The organism is Paenibacillus sp. P3E (assembly GCF_001909045.1).
GTDB classification, from domain to species: Bacteria; Bacillota; Bacilli; order Paenibacillales; family Paenibacillaceae; genus Paenibacillus_AQ; species Paenibacillus_AQ helianthi.
Map to the genome: position 1 here is coordinate 15,118 of NZ_LVWH01000014.1, position 17,888 is coordinate 33,005.

Below are 17,888 nucleotides of genomic sequence, written 5' to 3' on the forward strand. Positions count from 1 at the left end.
GTTAAACTTTTACATATAATGATTGTAGCTGCTCTGCTGCAGTCAAAGTATTGGTTGAGTCTGCAGCATTATTTGAAGGAAATGCAGTCTGCTCTGGGCAGTCACCGACCTTTTATCACCGGCATATATTGTCGGTATAAGAGGAGGTGTATCTCCATGGTAGCCCAGTTAATATGGATTGCGGCCATCTATGTTTTTGCGGTAGTGTTGGTTCATATGCTGAGTAAACGGGAGCAATCCCGGCAGGGCAGCCAGTCTGGCAAACGGCTTCATTACATTCTCATTACCCGTAATCATGAATATGTAGTGGAATGGTATATCAGAGCGCTGACCCTCCATTCATTACTAAGCGGAAAGATGCTGCAGGTAACCTTGATGGATGACGGATCCAATGATGCAACGTTGGACGTAGCTACTCGGCTTGCCCAGAACGGTTCCGCCCTGGAATTTGTTCCGGCTATGCCGGTCTGTGCCTTTGAATCGGATCTAAACCTTCAATCTGGAATCGTAGTGGATTTACGGGGGACCGGACAATCGGTGCCGCTGCCTTTTCTGCAAATACCGTGGAGCAGGGGATGCAGATCAAAGCGAGGCGAATAATCATAACATATGCAAGCAAAGCAGGAAACGGGTGAAGCACACTCTTCAGAAATGGGGGAGTGTGCTTTTTTGTGTTGTCCAAACAAATTTTAGGAGGTGTAGCAGGTGCAGGCAGCAGTATATGCGGTAGAGCTTGAAGGAGACTGGAGTCTGTGGGTCTCACTCCATATGAATGTTGACAGGATATGGTGGAGCGGTACCAGGGGAGAAAGGGATGGATGGAATAATAGGGCTGCGGACAAGCTGGTGCTCCTCTCTTCGGCGCTTCCTCTCGGTTGGGCGGTGAAGCTGAGGGAGCACTGGGATTCCTCACGGGCAGCGCGGCAATGGCAGGAGGAAGACTGGGGGAGATATATGGCTGAGGTGCTCAGAGCTGAAATTGACGTGGAGAGAAGAGGCGGCGGCAGCTGGAATGTGGGCGGACTCTATACGGAAGTTGATGAAAACTACAGATCAGCTATAGGTTGTGAAAAAAGCATATGCGCGGATGTTCTTGGAGCTGCGGCAGAGCAGTTGATGCAGGTACTGGATGGCCGTTCATTACTCCAGCCTGAAGTCGAAGCGCTCCTGGAGGAGCAGCTTCCAGGATTGGCTGGACAGTGGCGGGCGGCTGTTCAGCTCTGCCATTTGCAGGGGCGGCTGAGCGTGGAGGCCGCTGTTGGCGCAGGCCGGTTCCCTGCGGTCACCGGCCGCCTCCTGCGCACTGCGGCGCTCCGCCTGCCGCAGCTGCGCCTGCTCCGGCGCGGCGCGGGTGCCCGCCGCGCGGAAGAGCGCTGCCTGCGCTGCGGCAGCGCCCCCACGGGCCGCACGGCCTGCGCCGCGTGCGGCCTTACAGGCTGCGCCTATTGCGAGGCCTGCCTCGCACTCGGGCGCAGCCGGGCTTGCGCGCTGCTGCTGCGCAGCGCGGCCTCTCCGGCCGTGCGGTGCACGGCCGGGGCTTCCCCCACCGTGGCGGCACGCAGGTGGGGGCTTAGCGCGGCGCAGGCGGGGGCCGCCGGCGCTGCGCTGGGGTTCCTGGCGGAGCCGCGGCAGCGCTCCGCCGCCCGGAGCCCAGAGCGGTTCCTGCTCTGGGCTGTCACGGGAGCGGGGAAAACGGAGATCACGTTCCCGCTCCTTGCGGCCGTGCTCGCTGCCGGAGGCCGTGCGCTCGTCGCCACGCCGCGGCGCGACGTCGTGCTGGAGCTGGCGCCGCGGCTCGCCAAGGCGTTCCCGGCGGAGACGCTCGCCGTGCTGTACGGCGGCAGCGCAGACCGCTGGACCCACGGCCAGCTGACTCTGGCCACAACCCACCAGCTGCTGCGCTTCTACCAGAGCTTTGACCTTGTCATCATCGATGAGCTCGATGCCTTTCCTTACCACAACGATCCTATGCTGGCCTATGCGGCAGAGCATGCTTGCAAGCCAGGGGGTTCGTTCATCTACCTGTCAGCTACACCGCCAACGGATTTGCAGCGTTTAGCCCACGCAGGCAAGCTACCTCATGCCAGGGTACCTGTCCGTTTTCATGGTCATCCGCTGCCGGTGCCCCGGCATGTTGGGATGTCTTCCGTCCGCGTATGCCTGAAGCGGGGAGCGCTGCCCGGAAATCTGCTGCAGGCACTTCGCAGGTCCTTTACGCGTAAGGCACAAATTTTTCTGTTTGTGTCGCGAATAGCCCACATCGAAGGATTACTGATTCTTCTCCGCCAGGACTTTCCCGGAGCAGCAATGGAGGGCACCTCTTCCCGGGACCCGGCAAGAGCGGAGAAGGTTGAGGCTTTCCGCAGCCGCGCAATCTCACTTCTAGTTACCACGACAATCCTCGAACGGGGAGTTACCGTTCCCCGCAGTGATGTTTTTATACTGGATGCGGACAGCAGCCTATTTGATGAAGCCTCACTGGTGCAGATGGCTGGAAGAGCTGGGCGCTCCAAAGAAGATCCGGCAGGAACCGTTTTGTTTTTCTCTCCGCAATGGACGAAATCACAACGGGGAGCAGTCGCACAGATCCGAACGATGAATACCATCGCCCGCAGACAAGGGTACATAAGCAAGGGAGCGGGGTTATAATCTTGATGAGCACATGGTTCCAAGTAGCCAAGTCACTGCTTGCTCCTTCCGCCTCGGACTGTCTTATTTGTGGTAAAAAAACTCAATTATCATCAGAGATTCCAGAAGTTTGCAAAAGTTGCCAGACCTCCATCCCTTGGATTCGTAATCCGCGCTGCTCTAAATGCGGCCGCCATGTGGGCTGTCCGGATTGCAGCCGCAGCGGGGACACGGGTCCAATAGTCTGCAACCGCAGTGCGGTAGCTTACACAAGTGTGATGCGTGAGGTTCTGGGCCAGTATAAATATAGGGGGAACGAACGTCTGGCCCCTGTACTCGGTCTGATGCTGGATCGGGCATATACGGTTCTCCAAGCAGAGCGGGGGCAGCTGCGCGGTGAAGGTTCCCGGCAAATCCATTCGAAGTTTCCTGCTATCAAAGGCAAATTCAAGCGCATCAGTCGTGCCAGCTTATGGCAGGCGGATCTGCTGGTCCCGGTTCCGGTAAGTGACGCCCGGCTGGCTGAACGCGGGTTCAATCAGGCTGAGCGTCTGGCGGACGTTCTGTCCCGGTACAGAAGGATTCCCCAGCTGCCGCTGCTGGTCCGCACCCATCATACCGGTAAACAGAGTTTCAAAAGCCGCGCCGAACGGCTGGCGGATATGAAGCATGCTTTTGCAGCCAACCCGGATCCTGCTATTCGCGCAGAGTTTGTCTATTGGCTTGAGTCAGCCGGACTTCAGACTCAGTCACAGCCTCTGCAAATCATCATTATCGATGATATTTACACAACAGGAAGTACGATCCGGGCCTGCGCGGAAACTATTCATGTATTGACCGGCAGCCTAGGCTGTACAGCGGATATTTACAGTTTGACCTGGGCACGTTCGTGATTCTGCCTTAATCTAAGCAATGTTTCAGTATTTATTTGTAAAACTAATATAAACACATTGCACCTCAATAGCCGATACTAATGATAGACGAAGCTTCTGCAATCATGTAATCTAGGAGCATAAGATATTATACGCTGCACAAAATGTATGGAAGGGAGCCGCTGCTGAAAATGAATCTAGACAATTGTCCACGGTGCGGCCGGTTATACGTCAAAAATATTATGGACCTGTGCCAGCCCTGTATTAAGGATTTGGAGCATCAATATGAGACCTGCGTAAGTTATTTACGCGAAAACAGAGGCACTAACATTCAGGAGCTGTCCGATGCAACGGAAATTCCGATTAAGGAGATTACCCGTTTTATTCGGGAAGGCCGGATTTCTATCGCGAATGCGCCGAATATGATGTACCCTTGTGAGGTCTGCGGAACCTTAATCCGGGAAGGCCATATGTGCGACAGCTGCCGCAGCCGTTTACGCAAAGATCTGACCAATGTAGTGAAGGAAGTTGCTCCTGCAGAACCCTCTAAAAAATCTGGGGAAGGCGCATACCGGGCCGTCGACAAGATGCGTGAATAATTAAATCTGCAAAATAACGCTTGCAGGTATAAAGAATGTTTCAAAGATGGCCGATAAACTTAGTAAAGATTATCGGCTTTTTTATATTAAAAGGAAGGTGGAAGTTATGAAAATTAACGAGACCGGACGTATTAATGCGATTAACCCGTATCAACGCAGCGCGGAATCGCCTAGACAGGAACAACTGAAGAAAAGCACACGCAAGGATGAGGTTTCGATCTCAGATGAAGCGATAAAGCTATTACAGGCACAGAAAAGCGGAGAAGTTGACGACGAACGTGCAAGCAAGATTGAAAGCTTGAAACAGCAAGTTTCCGCAGGTACCTACCAAGTTGATGCAGCCAAGCTCGCAGCCACACTCGCCCCCTACTTTAAGCAATCCTCCGAGAATTAGGTGAAGACACCCATGCCATTGACAACATTGCTGGAATTGCTTGAGCGGCTGGACGAAGCGCATATTCAAATGCTGGATCTGGCCGCTTTTAAGAAACAGACGATTATGGATAACAAGGTGGATGGTCTGATTGACATCCTGAACCGGGAATCCAAGCTAATGAAGCTAATTGAGCAGCTCGAAGAGCAGCGTGCGCAGGCCGCATATGCTTTTCTGCAGGGGGTCGGGATTCGTTCCAACCTGAACCTGAACCTCTCTGAGCTCTCACGTCTTGTATTTGATCCTGAAGACAAGTCGCGGCTGCTGCATATTCAGCAGAAGCTTTCAGGCACACTACGCCGCTTGAAGCAGGCCAATGAGCTGAATCAGAAGCTGATTGAGCAGTCGCTTACCTTTATAGATTATTCCCTGGATTTGCTCGTCGGAAGACCGAACCAGGATTTTACTTACCATCATCCGTCCGACAAGGGCAGTGGCTCCACCCGGCCGGGTCTTTTTGACGCACGCGGATAGACTTACCGTTCTTGCAAGCCGTTTTGCCGGAGCCATCATAAGGGAGGAACCAGTAGCATGACATCCACATTTCACTCAATTGAGACGGCAAGACGAAGCCTGTTCACACAGACCGCTGCGCTCAGCACAACCGGACACAATATCGCTAACGCCAATACGGAGGGCTACACCCGCCAGCGCGTGAACATGAAAGCCGCTTCTCCCATTGAAGCATACGGTCTTACGAATTCCACGGTTCCCGGGCAGCTGGGTACCGGGGTCGAGTTCACTTCCATCGAGCGTATCCGCGAGATGTTCCTGGACGATCAGTACCGGGGTGAGAACTCTGCCAGCGGCAACTGGAGCATCCAATCCGATACACTGGACAAGCTCGAAGCCATCGTGAATGAGCCTTCGGATACAGGCATTCGAACAGTACTGGATAATTTCTGGAAATCCTGGTCTGACCTCAGCAAGAACCCTGAAGATCCTACAGCCCGTAAGATTGTTGTGCAGACTGCGGAGTCACTCACGGATGCAATGAACTACATGAGTACGCAGTTGAGCAATCTGGACCGGGATCTTAGTACCAATATTGATGTCAAAGGAAAACAGGTTCAGGGCTATTTGAGCTCTATCGCTGACCTGAATCAATCCATTGCTAAAATCGAAGGTATGGGCGATCACGCCAATGATTTGCGGGATCAGCGTGACCTGATGACAGACAAGCTGTCCAAGATTGCGAACATTACTGTTCTGGAGACCGATGCCGGCTATAATATATCGCTGGGTACCCGGCAGCTGGTTCAAGGACAAGCCGTTACAGCGACTGTAGACAGCGCGTTTCTCAACACGGCTTATGCCTCCGGGGATCTCAAGGCTGGAGAGGCTTACGGAATGATCTTTTCCAGCAAAACCTACGTCGCGGATTATAAGAAACAGTTGGATGATATGGCCAATACAATCGCCAATGGCGAGGTGAAGGTTACGATTCCTGCGGGTTCAACACTTCCGGCTGGTACCACAGTGTTCAAGGATTCAGAAATTGTTAATGCCGATGGCACCAAAACAACGCTCCTTGCCGGTGCTGCAGTCCCTATCCCGTTGACAGGTGATTTGAAAACTACAGTCAAGGGCCTGAATGGTCTGCATCAGCTGGGGTTTGCGATGGATGGCAGCACAGGCCGCCCATTCTTCACGCCATCAGTGGCCGGGGAAGCGATCACCGCGAGCAATCTTCGACTGAATCCGGAAATTGCTGCAGATCCTTCCCTATTCGCTACTTCTCTCCGCGCCACTACAGACACTGCCGGAAAGGTATCGGTAATTAAAGGGAACAATACACTGGCGCTTTTGTTCAGTAACATGAAGGACAACAATACCTTCACTACAGCGGATGGTATTAAGAGCGGCACTATCGGATCATATCTCAGCTCCATGGTGGGGCAACTGGGAATTCAATCCCAGGAAGCTACACGTCAGACGAGTAATGCCGATTATCTGGTGGAACAGGTGAATTCACGCCGACAGTCTGTAAGCGGAGTGTCCCTGGATCAAGAAATGTCGGATATGCTGGTATTCCAGCATGCTTATAGCGCCGCTGCTCGGTTTATGACGACCTATGACGAAATGCTCGACAAACTAATTAATTCTACCGGCACCGTCGGCAGATAAAGGAGGAATAGCTTATGTTGAGGGTAACCTCCAATATGATGAATTCACAGCTGCTGCTTAACCTAAACCGCAATGCGCGCACCATGAACGACACCCAGCTCCAGCTGTCCAGCGGCCGCAAAATCAATAAGCCTTCCGATGACCCGGTAGGGATTACTTACTCCCTGCGTTACCGTGCCGAGCTGTCTTCAAATGAACAGTACACCAAGAATGTGGACAGCGGGCTGTCCTGGCTTGATTATAACGACACCGTGCTGGGACAAGCGGGAGATGTTGTTCAACGTCTTCGCGAGCTTACTGTAAAAGCTTCCACGGGAAGCAACCCGCAATCAGCTTTGGACAGTATTAATGAAGAGGTTTTGCAGCTCAAAGAACAGCTCGTGGATATCTCTAACAGCAAGCTCAACGGGAAATATATTTTTAATGGTGAGCAATATACAACCAAGCCATACGATTTTGCTAAAGGTTCAGATGGTACCTATGACACATCTACCCCTGTCACTACAGACAATGGACAGATTCAATATATCGTAGGTGAAGGGGTACAGCTGCCTATAAATATGACTGGGAATGATGTTTTCGGATATACGGGCGATTCTGATAATCTGTTTAATATTATTAATAGTATTTCTGCCAGTTTGAAAACAGGGGATATTACCGGAATTTCTAACCAGCTGGACAAAATTGATTCGCGTCAAGAAAAGATTTTGTCAGCCCGCTCGGAAATAGGTGCAAAGACTAACCGTGTGGAACTAATGCAGGACCGTCTGAGTGACCTGAGTATAAACCTGACCGATCTGCAGGCCAAAACAGAGGATGCTGATTACGAGGGACTGATTATGCAGTCGAAGATTCAAGAGAACATCTATAATGCATCTCTTTCTGTAGGAGCCAAGATTATCTCTACAAGCCTAGTCGACTTCATCAGATAACGGAGGTGGTTCTCCTTGCTGCAACCTATTCTGCAAATTCGGCAGACACCGGCAGTAATTGGGATTGATGCTGATTTAGGTGCATTTTCTATAACTCAGCCTAAAGCTGATGTTACTATCACGACTACACCTGGAGAACTGAGTGTTCAGTCTTCCCGTCCGGAGCTCACGATTGATCAGACCCGGGCACGTGCGGCCTACAATGGAGGCAGCGTGTTAGATATGAACAAAAGAATTTATTCGGGAATTCAACAATTATACCTTCAGGCGATTGCACGCAGAATGGAGCAAGGAACCCGGATGGCTGAGTTTTTTAAGCCGGGAAATACAATTGCAGAAGTCTATGGGACGGATACTGAACCCAATTCATTTCCCGATCCGTGTGGTACGGCGTCCTATGATAATGTAGATATTCATTTTGTAACAAGTGCTCCCGAGGTCAGGTTTAAGGCAGCACAAGTGGATATTCAGGTGGAGAGACATCGTCCAGAGATAGAGTATACTCGCGGGAAGCTGGATATTTATATGCAGCAGTATGCCTCAATACAATTTATCCCACCGGAAGTAAATGTTCAATTGTAAGGCAATGAGCTATGGATGTGCCAGAGTGCGCTTCTATAGCTTTTGTATTATCTAACATAATTATCTTAATAGGTTTACGAGGATAGCTGGTTTTGCTATGCAGAACTTTTAAGGAGTGAATAACTTGATTATAGAAACACTTTCAATGGGCAAACTTGAAGTAAATGAAGATCAGATTTATCATTTTCCTAAGGGTATTCCAGGTTTTGAAGAGGAGACGGACTTTGCCCTAATTCATATGAGTGAGTCCCCTTTTTGGGTGTTGCAATCGTTGAAAGAGCAAGAACTCTCTTTTTTGCTGGGTGATCCATTTGTCTTTTATCCATCCTATGAATTTGAACTACCTGATGATGAAGCAGAGGAACTGGGAATAGAATCGGAAGTGCTCGTTCGCTGTATCATTACACTGAAGGAACAAATAGAGGCTTCCTCCATTAACCTTTTGGCGCCAATTGTATTGAATCCAACCGGCCGAACCGGTAAACAAATTGTGCTCCACAGAGCGCCCTATCATACGAAGCATAACTTGCTGCAAGAGCAACCAGCAATAGACGGAAAGGATGGTGGGTGATATGCTCGTGCTGTCCCGCAAAAAAGGAGAGACCATCGTCATCCAGGACCAGATTGAATTGACGATCTTAAGTGTGGATGGTGATACTGTAAAGGTTGGCATTTCTGCCCCCAAACATGTTGATATTTTCCGTAAAGAGGTGTATCTTTCTATTCAGGAATCCAACAAGGAGTCTGTAGCTCCACAACAATCTGATTTGAATGCGCTGATTCATCGGCTTCGTGGACCACAGAACAAATGAAATCTATTTAGGGCATTATGAGGAGGTATCTCAGCAGCTATTTTCTGCTGCTAGGATATCTCCTTTTCTATTTTGAAATATATCCTCTTAGTTTCTAAAAAAACTTTTGAAATACTCTAAACAGTTGAGGACCTGCTGTCGATATATGTATTAGGCACTGAGCCAGCGGGGCGGCCGACCTTAATGGCTCAGCGTTTACCACATGGATGTGGAACTAACTTAATTTCAGGGAGGAAATATCAAATGATTATTAACCACAATATCGCGGCGCTGAACACTCACCGTCAACTGTCTACTAACACTGCTAACACTAACAAAAATATCGAGAAATTGTCATCCGGTCTTCGCATCAACCGTGCAGGTGATGACGCAGCTGGTCTGGCAATCTCTGAAAAAATGCGCGGCCAAATCCGCGGTCTGGATCAGGCTTCCCGTAACTCGCAAGATGGCATTTCATTGATTCAAACAGCTGAAGGCGCACTGAACGAAACTCATAGCATTCTGCAACGTATGCGTGAACTTTCCGTTCAATCTTCAAATGATACTAACACTGGTAGTGACCGCAGCGAACTGCAAAAAGAAATGAACCAATTGAATTCAGAAATTGATCGTATTCAGTCTACAACTCAGTTCAACACCAAGAACTTGCTAGATGGTTCTATGGGTAGTGCCGTGAGTACTGCTGTGGCGAATGTTAATACAAATGCTTCTTTGAAGGGCGCAGCAGGAGCAGCAGCTTCTACTTCTACTGTAATTACTGCACTCACTGATAAGAATGGTAACAGTCTGGGAATTACTTCAAATGACTCCATTACCGTCTCTTATGTTAAGAATGGCACGACAGTTACTAATACCTTTGCTGTTAGTGCTGCATTGACATTAGCGGCCCTGGGAACTACTGATGGTGCTACTGCCGATGCATCTACAACTATCTCTGCAACTAGTAATGGCGAAGCTGTAGTAACAGCTGCTGCTACTGGTACTACAAGCGCTGTGAATGGTTTGACAATCACTATTAAGGATAGTCTTGGCAATGTTCGTAGTGCTGCCTCAAATGCACTGTCCTCCTTCTCAGAGACTACAGCAGCAGCTAATGTAAGAACTGATGGAACTGCAACCTTCCAAATTGGTGCTAATACAGGTCAAACAATGGGCTTGTCTATCGAAGATATGGGAACTTCTGCTCTGGGTGTAGCGGGCTTACAAATCTCTACTCAATCCCAAGCAACTGTAGCTATTAAGGTTATCGATACAGCCACTCAAAAGGTTTCCAGCGAACGTTCGAAACTGGGGGCTGTTCAGAACCGTCTGGAGCATACGATCAACAACCTGGGAACAGCTTCTGAGAACTTGACAGCTGCTGAATCCCGTGTGCGTGACGTTGACATGGCGAAAGAAATGATGGAACAGACCAAGAATAATATCTTGGCTCAAGCAGCTCAAGCTATGTTGGCTCAAGCTAACCAACAGCCACAAGGCGTACTTCAATTGTTGAGATAATTAATTGATGCATATTGAAGTTAATAACTGAATTTATTCTGTGATTAACAGAAGGCGTAGCCCCACATTGTGGGGCTATCTTTCTATGCAAGACTAAACTAAACTGAAGATGGCTTTAATATTTTGTGAATAAGGAGAATCATGCATGACGTTACTAAATAGAAATATCGAAGTGTTATCTCGGAATGCAATTCATTGGATAAGTGAACAGAAAGAGGGGGATTATGGTAATGAGTTAATGAGTAAAGATGCGGAAGGTAATGAATTCATCCTGTGTAACAGCCAGAATCTGCTTATAAAAAGGGAAATTGAAAAAGCTAGTTTGCCCAATCCAAAAAAAAGAGAACTGATTTTTGCAGTAGGCATTAATTCGATGGAAGAAATCAACAAAGTAATTCAAACCATGAGCAAAGAGTCTTTCCTGATCATTATTGAACCTAACCCAGCCTTCTTTAGTTACGCATTAAATAATAGGGATTTATCTTTTTTTAAAGAGTTTAATGTGATCCTTTTTGCTGATGAATTGAGTAATCTATCAATTTTCCTGGATAAGATATTTTCGACAACTATGATCTATTACCTCAAAAGCATGAGATTTTACTTTACATATTTCTACAGAAAATTCGCTCTGGATATATGTATGTATTTGGTAAGAGCAGTTAAGGAAACGGCGAAATATAAAGCCATGCTTTTTGGAAATTCGATTGAGGATAGTTTAACTGGATTCAAACACAATATGATGAATCTACATCACTTAGTGGATTCAAAGGACGTCTCGCGTTTAAAAAATATTTTCAAAGACACGCCAGCAATAGTGGTAGCAGCGGGCCCATCTCTTAATAAAAATATAGAACAGCTAAAGAGACTGAAATCGAAGGCTGTAATAATTGCTGTAGACACTATCGCTCAAAGACTTTGTGAGGAAGGAATTACTCCGGATTTCATTTGTTCAATTGAACGCGAAAAAGAAACTTATTCCTACTTCTATGAAAATAAAAACTATCCTTCTGATACAACTCTTGTGGCTCCACTTCTTCTTTATCCTCAAATTTTCGAAGAATTTAATGGGGATATTATTATCCCTATGCGAGGAAACGTAGGGGAATATATCTGGCTTCAAGAGACATTCGGACTAGTGGGGGATAATTCAATCAGTATTGGGTTGTCCTGTGCGCATGTTGCTTTTGGATTTGCGGAACATATAGGTGCTTCTCCAATTGTTTTGGTGGGTCAGGACCTTGCTTTTGGGAATTCTGAAGAGGAATCCCACGCCGGGGGAACAATATATGATAATAAAGATTTCACTAATGAAGTATTTTCTGCAATCGATAAAACCTATACTGAAGGTTATTACGGAGGAACAGTCCCTACAACAGATATTTGGATTAATTTCCGTAAATGGTTTGAAATTGAAATTTTTAAAGAGGACTTAGTCGTTATAAATGCAACTGAAGGTGGTGCTAAAATTGAAAACACTCTTCAATTGAGCTTAAGTGAAGTCGCTAAACAATACTGTTCTCAAGATATAGTACCAGTTAAACATGTGATGAAAAGCGTAGTTGAATACCCTCTAAATTTAGTGCAAATGAAATTGACACTGAAGGAACAAAAAGAGATCTTTACCAGTTTGAAGCTAGAATTTGAAAACCAAATTGAAGTAATTAAGAGATTAAATATTAATAACGGTTTATCTGAAAAACAATTATTGAAAGTGATGGGGAAACTAAGTAAAACGGATGAGCTTTTCGAGAAAGTAACGGAGAACTGGCTTTTGCGTCATAACCTACAGCCAATAATGATGAGTTCTTTGTGGAATCTATATGCGATAGAACAAACATTATCTTCTTCCAATTTAAATGCGAACAGAGACATACAGATGGAGTTTCTTATGGTCAGTGTTGTTGTTCTCGGGGAAATTATCTCTATAATTGAGGGAAGTTCAAAGAACCTTTAAGGGACATTGGAGCGTGATAATATGGCGGAGAATAAAAAGATATTAGTAACTGGAGCTGATGGCTTTATTGGGTCTCACCTCACGGAAAAGTTAATCAAGGACGGATATGAAGTGAAAGTTTTCGTATATTATAACTCCTTTAACTCTTGGGGCTGGCTCGATCATTCACCTTATAAGAAAGAGTTTGAAGTGTTTGCAGGAGATATTAGAGATCCTCATGGGGTAATGGAGGCGATGAAGGGCTGCAGCAAGGTTTTGCATTTAGCTTCATTAATCGCTATTCCTTATTCATATCATTCTCCGGACACTTATGTAGACACGAATATTAAAGGTACATTGAACGTACTACAAGCTGCTCGTCAGCTAGAAGTATCAAAAGTCGTGCATACCTCCACAAGTGAAGTTTATGGTACAGCACAATACGTACCCATTGATGAAAATCATCCATTACAGGGGCAGTCACCGTATTCGGCATCAAAGATCGGTGCTGATCAAATGGCGCTCTCTTTTTATCGATCTTTTGAAACGCCTGTGGCGGTTATTCGTCCTTTTAATACGTATGGTCCGCGTCAGTCTGCACGCGCTGTGATCCCAACCATCATTACACAGCTTGTAGCAGGACAAAAGAATATTAAACTTGGATCAATAGCACCGACGAGAGATTTCAACTATGTTCAGGATACAGTGAATGGGTTTATTGCGATGATGAATAATGAAAAAGCTATAGGTGAAGTGATCAACATAGGAAGTAATTACGAAATTTCTATAGGACAAACTGTTGAGGCTATTGCAGAAGTAATGGGGGTAACGGTAGAAATCTTAACAGATGAAATTCGATTGCGTCCCGAGAAAAGTGAAGTGGAACGGCTCTGGGCAGACAATGCGAAAGCCAAAAATCTACTAGGATGGGAACCATCCTATGGGGGAATTGAAGGATTTAAACGCGGATTACAAGAAACGGTTGACTGGTTCATTAATCCAGCTAATCTAACTAACTATAAGGCAGATGTTTATAATATATGAGTAGTCAATGGCAGCATATCGCTCAGAATATAAAATCTCTATATGACAACAAGGATTTTGTTCCTCTTCATGAGCCGACTTTTGGGGGTAAAGAGCTACAGTATGTAACCGACTGTATCCAGACGGGTTGGGTTTCATCGGTAGGCAAATATGTTAATGAATTTGAACAAAGACTTGCAGATTTCACTGGCGTGAAGAGAGCGGTGGCCGTTGTAAATGGTACTGCGGCTTTACATATTGCACTGAAAGTTGCTGGTGTTCAAGTGAATGATGAAGTGTTCATGCCAGCATTGACATTTATTGCGACTGCCAATGCAGTTTCGTATTTACAGGCTGTTCCGCACTTCGTAGATGTATCTGAACACACCCTGGGACTTGATCCATATAAGCTCGAAGAATATATTCGAGAAATTGGAATAGTTGATAATGGACAGCTAATGAACAAGCATACAGGCAGGATCATTCGTGCTGTTGTTCCTATGCATACTTTCGGGCATTCCGTGGATCTTGATCCGCTAATAGATATCTGTCAACGTTACCATCTTGTTTTAGTAGAAGATGCAGCAGAATCACTCGGTTCCTATTATAAAGGGAAGCATACTGGAGGTTTTGGGCTCGTAGGAGCCCTCAGCTTCAATGGCAACAAGATTATAACTACTGGTGGTGGTGGGGCAATTCTAACTAATAATGAAAAGCTTGCCGACTACGCCAAACATATTACTACAACTGCCAAAAATCCTCACCAGTGGGAATTTAATCATGATGAGGTAGGGTATAATTACCGGATGCCCAATATTAATGCTGCTCTTGGTTGCGCCCAATTAGAGCAGATCGAGGGATTTCAAAAATTAAAACGACTGTTAACAACGCATTATGAGAAACTATTCGAAGGCGTAGAAGGTGCTCGACTGTTTACAGAGCCTTCCTTTGGGACAAGCAATTATTGGCTGCAGACCGTACTAATTAATGAAAAGTGCTATGACCGTGATTTTGTGTTAGAGGTGCTTAATAGTGAGGGTGTTATGGCTCGTCCGATCTGGACACCGCTTAATGAATTACAGCCTTATTTAAATTGTCCAAAGGCGGATCTTACAGTTACAAGACAATTGAAGGGCCGTATAATTAATATTCCTTCAACTCCGCTGGGGGGAAGGGCCTAATGAATAGACGTAAGATATGTATTGTTACAGGAACTCGTGCAGAGTATGGCCTTTTATTTCGTATAATGAAAGAAATTCAAGCAGATGATGAACTGGAGTTGCAATTAATAGCTACAGGTATGCATTTGTCACCTGAATTTGGATTGACCTATAAGCAAATTGAAGAAGACGGGTTTATTATTGATGAAAAAATAGAAATGCTCTTATCTTCAGATACCCCTGTTGCTATCGCTAAATCCATGGGAATTGCTACATTGGGATTTGCGGAAGCATTTCAGCGTCTGAAACCGGACATACTGGTTCTTCTCGGGGACCGGTTTGAAATATTCAGTGCTGCACAAACGGCATTAGTCATGCGTATTCCTGTTGCTCACATTTCTGGTGGTGAACTCACTGAGGGAGCAATTGATGAATCCATTCGTCATTCTTTAACCAAGATGAGTCATATCCACTTTACAGCAAATGAAGAGTATACTAGACGTGTTATTCAGCTTGGTGAGCAGCCGGATAGGGTGTTTAACGTAGGAGATCTTGGTGTTGAGAATATTCGGAAAATGTCTTTTTTGTCAAAGCAGGAGCTACATGAAATTTTAGGTTTGGATATTGAAAAACTCTTCTTAGTGACTTTTCATTCAACAACACTTGAAGTTGAAACGGCTAAAGAACAAATGGAAAATTTACTTGCTGCTTTTGATTTTTTTCCGGATTATAAAATTGTCTTTACTAAATCAAATGCAGATACAGATGGCAGAAGAATTAATGAACTGATTGATGAGTACACGGCTCTAAATCCAGAGCGGGCTAAATCCTTTTTTTCATTAGGACAATCAAGATATTTAAGTACAATGAAGCATTGTAGTATAGTGATCGGAAATTCATCTAGTGGAATTATTGAAGCGCCTGCCTTGGTTAAACCGACAATTAATATCGGGGATCGTCAAAAAGGCCGTTTAAAAGCAGGTTCTATCATCGATTGTGCTCCTAAGACGACGGAGATAGTAAATTCAATTCAGCAAGCTCTTTCAGATGAGTTTCAACAATTATTGACGAAAATTCATTTGGAATATGAGGGAGAGGTAGCTTCTGAACTTATAAAAAGTCATTTAAAAGAAATAAACATAGAAAATATTATTAGTAAACCCTTCTACGACTTAAATTAATTTTTTTTGTATTCTTTCTGGAGGTGATTAAATGAAAACCACATATATTATTGCTGAAGCAGGCGTTAATCATAATGGTGACATAAGATTAGCAAAGAAACTTATTGATATTGCGGTTAGTGCTCAGGCTGATGCAGTGAAATTTCAAACATTTAAAACAGAGAATGTAATTAGTATGAACGCGCCTAAGGCTGACTATCAAATTGAAACAACCGGCAGCGAAGAGTCGCAGTTCGAGATGGTAAAAAAATTAGAACTTTCGTTTGCTCAATTTTCAGAGTTGAAATTATATTGCGATGATCACAATATTGAATTTTTATCCACTCCGTTCGATATGGAGAGTGCTGATTATTTAATTGATACTTTAGGTTTACAAACAATTAAAATACCTTCCGGTGAAATCACGAATGCCCCCCTGATTCATCATATTGCACAAAAATCCGTGAAAATTATATTATCAACAGGAATGTCAACTTTGAGCGAAATTGAAGCTGCTCTTGGTGTCATAGCATACGGATATCTATCATCTAAAGGGTCTCCTTCTATTGAAGCATTTAAAGCGTCGTTCATTTCTTCCGAAGGTCAGCGTTTATTAAAAGAGAGAGTTACATTGCTCCACTGTACTACTGAATACCCCGCACCTGTACACGATGTGAATTTGTTAGCTATGAATACAATGAGTACTGCTTTTGGATTGCGGACTGGTTACTCAGATCATACAGAAGGAATAGCAATACCAATTGCGGCTGTTGCCCTGGGGGCTACAGTGATTGAAAAACATATAACTTATGATAAGCAAGCAGAAGGACCGGATCATAAGGCGTCTCTTTCCCCAGAAGAGTTACATCATATGGTTGAAGGGATAAGACAAGTAGAATTAGCTAAAGGCTCGGGTATAAAGATCCCTTCAGAATCAGAGTTGAAGAATCTTAATATTGCAAGAAAAAGCATCGTCGCACTTAAAAAAATCAGACAAGGTGAAACCTTAACTGCTGAAAACATAACTATTAAAAGGCCGGGAAACGGCATACCTCCATTTGAATATTGGAATATGCTAAATATAAAAGCTTCTAGAGATTTTGATAATGATCAACAAATTACTTTGACATGATAGTTTCTGCTGAACGGGCAATAAGTATATTTGAGAAACTACCTTTAGCGATGCAATCCTTTTACTTTCATCCTCAATATGTAATTAATGATGTGTTTTATAAAGAGGGCTTACAACCAGTATTTTTTGTGCATGAGGATAATGATAATATTTATTATCATGCTTTTCATATGGGTAAAGTGCCAGGCACGGAGTACTATGATATTCAGTCACCTTATGGATATGGAGGGCCGTTGATTACAGGCGACCAGCCATTTATTAATTCAAGCATTGAGGGTTATAAAAGATGGTGCTTGGAACAAAAAGTTATAGTCGAGTTTATCAGGTTCCATCCACTGTTGAACAATCATTTGAATTATTATGGGGAAGTTAGAGAAAACAGACAGACGGTTTATATTGATCTGAACTCCGGTGGAGAACTGCTTAATCAATTTAGTACTCGAGTGCGTACTGCTATTAGGAAGGCCCAAAAGGACAAAGTAAGTATCTCAATGCAAAAATCCAAGGTGAACGTACAGATGTTTTTAGAAATGTATATTTCACTAATGACAGAAAAGAATGCGGATGGTACTTATTATTTTAACAGTAAGTACTTTATAGAATTATTAGAGAAGGATGCTGTTCACTTACTAAGTGCAGAGAATGAATCTGGGGAAGTAATCGGAGCCGCAATATTCTTTATCAATGGTGACATAGCAGAATATCATCTCTCTGCTTCTAATACTGAAGGTAGAGAAAAAAATGTGACTAACCTACTAATTTACGAATTTGCAGAATACGCAAAAAAACTTAATGTTCAATCCTTGTATTTAGGTGGAGGGACTGACGGTTCAAGTTCAAATTCTTTGCTCTTTTTTAAAAAGGGATTTTCAAAGCAAGAAGCTACCTTCTTCATTGGTAACTATAAGCATAGTGAAGCTATTTATGAAGAGTATAAAACTGAATATATAAAACAAAATCCACAAAAAGAACAGTTTATTCTATTCTATCGTTAA

The 17,888-nt window shown here is 44.8% G+C and carries 18 protein-coding genes; all 18 read left to right on the forward strand.

Annotated elements, in window-relative coordinates:
* Positions 1–156 precede the first annotated feature (156 nt).
* Positions 157–600, forward strand: coding sequence for a glycosyltransferase family 2 protein (locus A3842_RS03340; RefSeq protein ID WP_074087297.1), 444 nt, complete (start codon positions 157–159; stop codon positions 598–600).
* 105 nt (positions 601–705) lie between these two features.
* Positions 706–2,649, forward strand: a complete 1,944-nt coding sequence (locus A3842_RS03345; RefSeq protein WP_074100425.1) for an ATP-dependent helicase ComFA — start codon at positions 706–708, stop codon at positions 2,647–2,649.
* 5 nt (positions 2,650–2,654) lie between these two features.
* Positions 2,655–3,521 carry a ComFC family protein gene (locus A3842_RS03350; protein ID WP_074100492.1) on the forward strand — a complete coding sequence of 289 codons (867 nt, stop codon included), beginning with the start codon at positions 2,655–2,657 and terminating at the stop codon, positions 3,519–3,521.
* Positions 3,522–3,691: 170 nt separating this feature from the next.
* A complete protein-coding gene (locus tag A3842_RS03355; RefSeq protein WP_074087439.1) occupies positions 3,692–4,099 on the forward strand; it encodes a TIGR03826 family flagellar region protein in 408 nt (135 codons plus the stop codon).
* A gap of 106 nt (positions 4,100–4,205) precedes the next feature.
* Positions 4,206–4,493: a flagellar biosynthesis anti-sigma factor FlgM gene (gene flgM / locus A3842_RS03360; RefSeq protein ID WP_074087295.1), complete on the forward strand. Its 288-nt coding sequence runs from the start codon at positions 4,206–4,208 to the stop codon at positions 4,491–4,493.
* 12 nt (positions 4,494–4,505) lie between these two features.
* A complete protein-coding gene (locus tag A3842_RS03365) occupies positions 4,506–5,006 on the forward strand; it encodes a flagellar protein FlgN (RefSeq protein ID WP_074087294.1) in 501 nt (166 codons plus the stop codon).
* Between the two features lie 57 nt (positions 5,007–5,063).
* Positions 5,064–6,659, forward strand: coding sequence for a flagellar hook-associated protein FlgK (gene flgK, locus A3842_RS03370; RefSeq protein ID WP_074100426.1), 1,596 nt, complete (start codon positions 5,064–5,066; stop codon positions 6,657–6,659).
* A 14-nt stretch (positions 6,660–6,673) separates the two neighbouring features.
* Complete coding sequence (gene flgL, locus A3842_RS03375) at positions 6,674–7,591, forward strand: flagellar hook-associated protein FlgL (protein ID WP_074100427.1); 918 nt, start codon at positions 6,674–6,676, stop codon at positions 7,589–7,591.
* Positions 7,592–7,606: 15 nt separating this feature from the next.
* Positions 7,607–8,173: a DUF6470 family protein gene (locus A3842_RS03380; protein ID WP_074100428.1), complete on the forward strand. Its 567-nt coding sequence runs from the start codon at positions 7,607–7,609 to the stop codon at positions 8,171–8,173.
* 115 nt (positions 8,174–8,288) lie between these two features.
* Entirely contained in the window at positions 8,289–8,744 is a 456-nt protein-coding gene (fliW, locus tag A3842_RS03385; protein WP_256701470.1) for a flagellar assembly protein FliW, read from the forward strand.
* A 1-nt stretch (position 8,745) separates the two neighbouring features.
* Complete coding sequence (csrA, locus tag A3842_RS03390; RefSeq protein ID WP_074100430.1) at positions 8,746–8,985, forward strand: carbon storage regulator CsrA; 240 nt, start codon at positions 8,746–8,748, stop codon at positions 8,983–8,985.
* Positions 8,986–9,228: 243 nt separating this feature from the next.
* A complete protein-coding gene (locus tag A3842_RS03395; protein ID WP_074100431.1) occupies positions 9,229–10,485 on the forward strand; it encodes a flagellin N-terminal helical domain-containing protein in 1,257 nt (418 codons plus the stop codon).
* A gap of 145 nt (positions 10,486–10,630) precedes the next feature.
* Positions 10,631–12,439 (forward strand): motility associated factor glycosyltransferase family protein, encoded by a 1,809-nt coding sequence (locus A3842_RS03400; RefSeq protein WP_074100432.1) that lies wholly within the window; start codon positions 10,631–10,633, stop codon positions 12,437–12,439.
* 21 nt (positions 12,440–12,460) lie between these two features.
* Positions 12,461–13,462, forward strand: a complete 1,002-nt coding sequence (locus A3842_RS03405; RefSeq protein WP_074100433.1) for an NAD-dependent 4,6-dehydratase LegB — start codon at positions 12,461–12,463, stop codon at positions 13,460–13,462.
* Complete coding sequence (locus A3842_RS03410; protein ID WP_074100434.1) at positions 13,459–14,622, forward strand: LegC family aminotransferase; 1,164 nt, start codon at positions 13,459–13,461, stop codon at positions 14,620–14,622. The genes A3842_RS03405 and A3842_RS03410 overlap by 4 nt, the downstream gene beginning before the upstream one ends.
* Positions 14,622–15,782 carry a UDP-N-acetylglucosamine 2-epimerase gene (gene neuC, locus A3842_RS03415; protein WP_074100435.1) on the forward strand — a complete coding sequence of 387 codons (1,161 nt, stop codon included), beginning with the start codon at positions 14,622–14,624 and terminating at the stop codon, positions 15,780–15,782. Before A3842_RS03410 ends, neuC begins: the two co-directional genes overlap by 1 nt.
* Before the next feature lie 31 nt (positions 15,783–15,813).
* Entirely contained in the window at positions 15,814–16,893 is a 1,080-nt protein-coding gene (gene neuB, locus A3842_RS03420; RefSeq protein WP_074100436.1) for an N-acetylneuraminate synthase, read from the forward strand.
* A complete protein-coding gene (locus A3842_RS03425; protein WP_074100437.1) occupies positions 16,890–17,888 on the forward strand; it encodes a GNAT family N-acetyltransferase in 999 nt (332 codons plus the stop codon). Before neuB ends, A3842_RS03425 begins: the two co-directional genes overlap by 4 nt.

Excerpts from the sequence above, each read along its gene's own strand:
- A3842_RS03405 (WP_074100433.1), top strand. The coding sequence starts at position 12,461 with ATGGCGGAGAATAAAAAGATATTAGTAACTGGAGCTGATGGCTTTATT.
- A3842_RS03350 (WP_074100492.1), top strand. The coding sequence starts at position 2,655 with ATGAGCACATGGTTCCAAGTAGCCAAGTCACTGCTTGCTCCTTCCGCC.
- A3842_RS03410 (WP_074100434.1), top strand. The coding sequence starts at position 13,459 with ATGAGTAGTCAATGGCAGCATATCGCTCAGAATATAAAATCTCTATAT.
- flgK (WP_074100426.1), top strand. The coding sequence starts at position 5,064 with ATGACATCCACATTTCACTCAATTGAGACGGCAAGACGAAGCCTGTTC.
- A3842_RS03340 (WP_074087297.1), top strand. The coding sequence starts at position 157 with ATGGTAGCCCAGTTAATATGGATTGCGGCCATCTATGTTTTTGCGGTA.
- neuC (WP_074100435.1), top strand. The coding sequence starts at position 14,622 with ATGAATAGACGTAAGATATGTATTGTTACAGGAACTCGTGCAGAGTAT.
- A3842_RS03425 (WP_074100437.1), top strand. The coding sequence starts at position 16,890 with ATGATAGTTTCTGCTGAACGGGCAATAAGTATATTTGAGAAACTACCT.
- A3842_RS03395 (WP_074100431.1), top strand. The coding sequence starts at position 9,229 with ATGATTATTAACCACAATATCGCGGCGCTGAACACTCACCGTCAACTG.
- A3842_RS03400 (WP_074100432.1), top strand. The coding sequence starts at position 10,631 with ATGACGTTACTAAATAGAAATATCGAAGTGTTATCTCGGAATGCAATT.
- A3842_RS03365 (WP_074087294.1), top strand. The coding sequence starts at position 4,506 with ATGCCATTGACAACATTGCTGGAATTGCTTGAGCGGCTGGACGAAGCG.
- A3842_RS03355 (WP_074087439.1), top strand. The coding sequence starts at position 3,692 with ATGAATCTAGACAATTGTCCACGGTGCGGCCGGTTATACGTCAAAAAT.
- flgM (WP_074087295.1), top strand. The coding sequence starts at position 4,206 with ATGAAAATTAACGAGACCGGACGTATTAATGCGATTAACCCGTATCAA.
- flgL (WP_074100427.1), top strand. The coding sequence starts at position 6,674 with ATGTTGAGGGTAACCTCCAATATGATGAATTCACAGCTGCTGCTTAAC.
- csrA (WP_074100430.1), top strand. The coding sequence starts at position 8,746 with ATGCTCGTGCTGTCCCGCAAAAAAGGAGAGACCATCGTCATCCAGGAC.
- neuB (WP_074100436.1), top strand. The coding sequence starts at position 15,814 with ATGAAAACCACATATATTATTGCTGAAGCAGGCGTTAATCATAATGGT.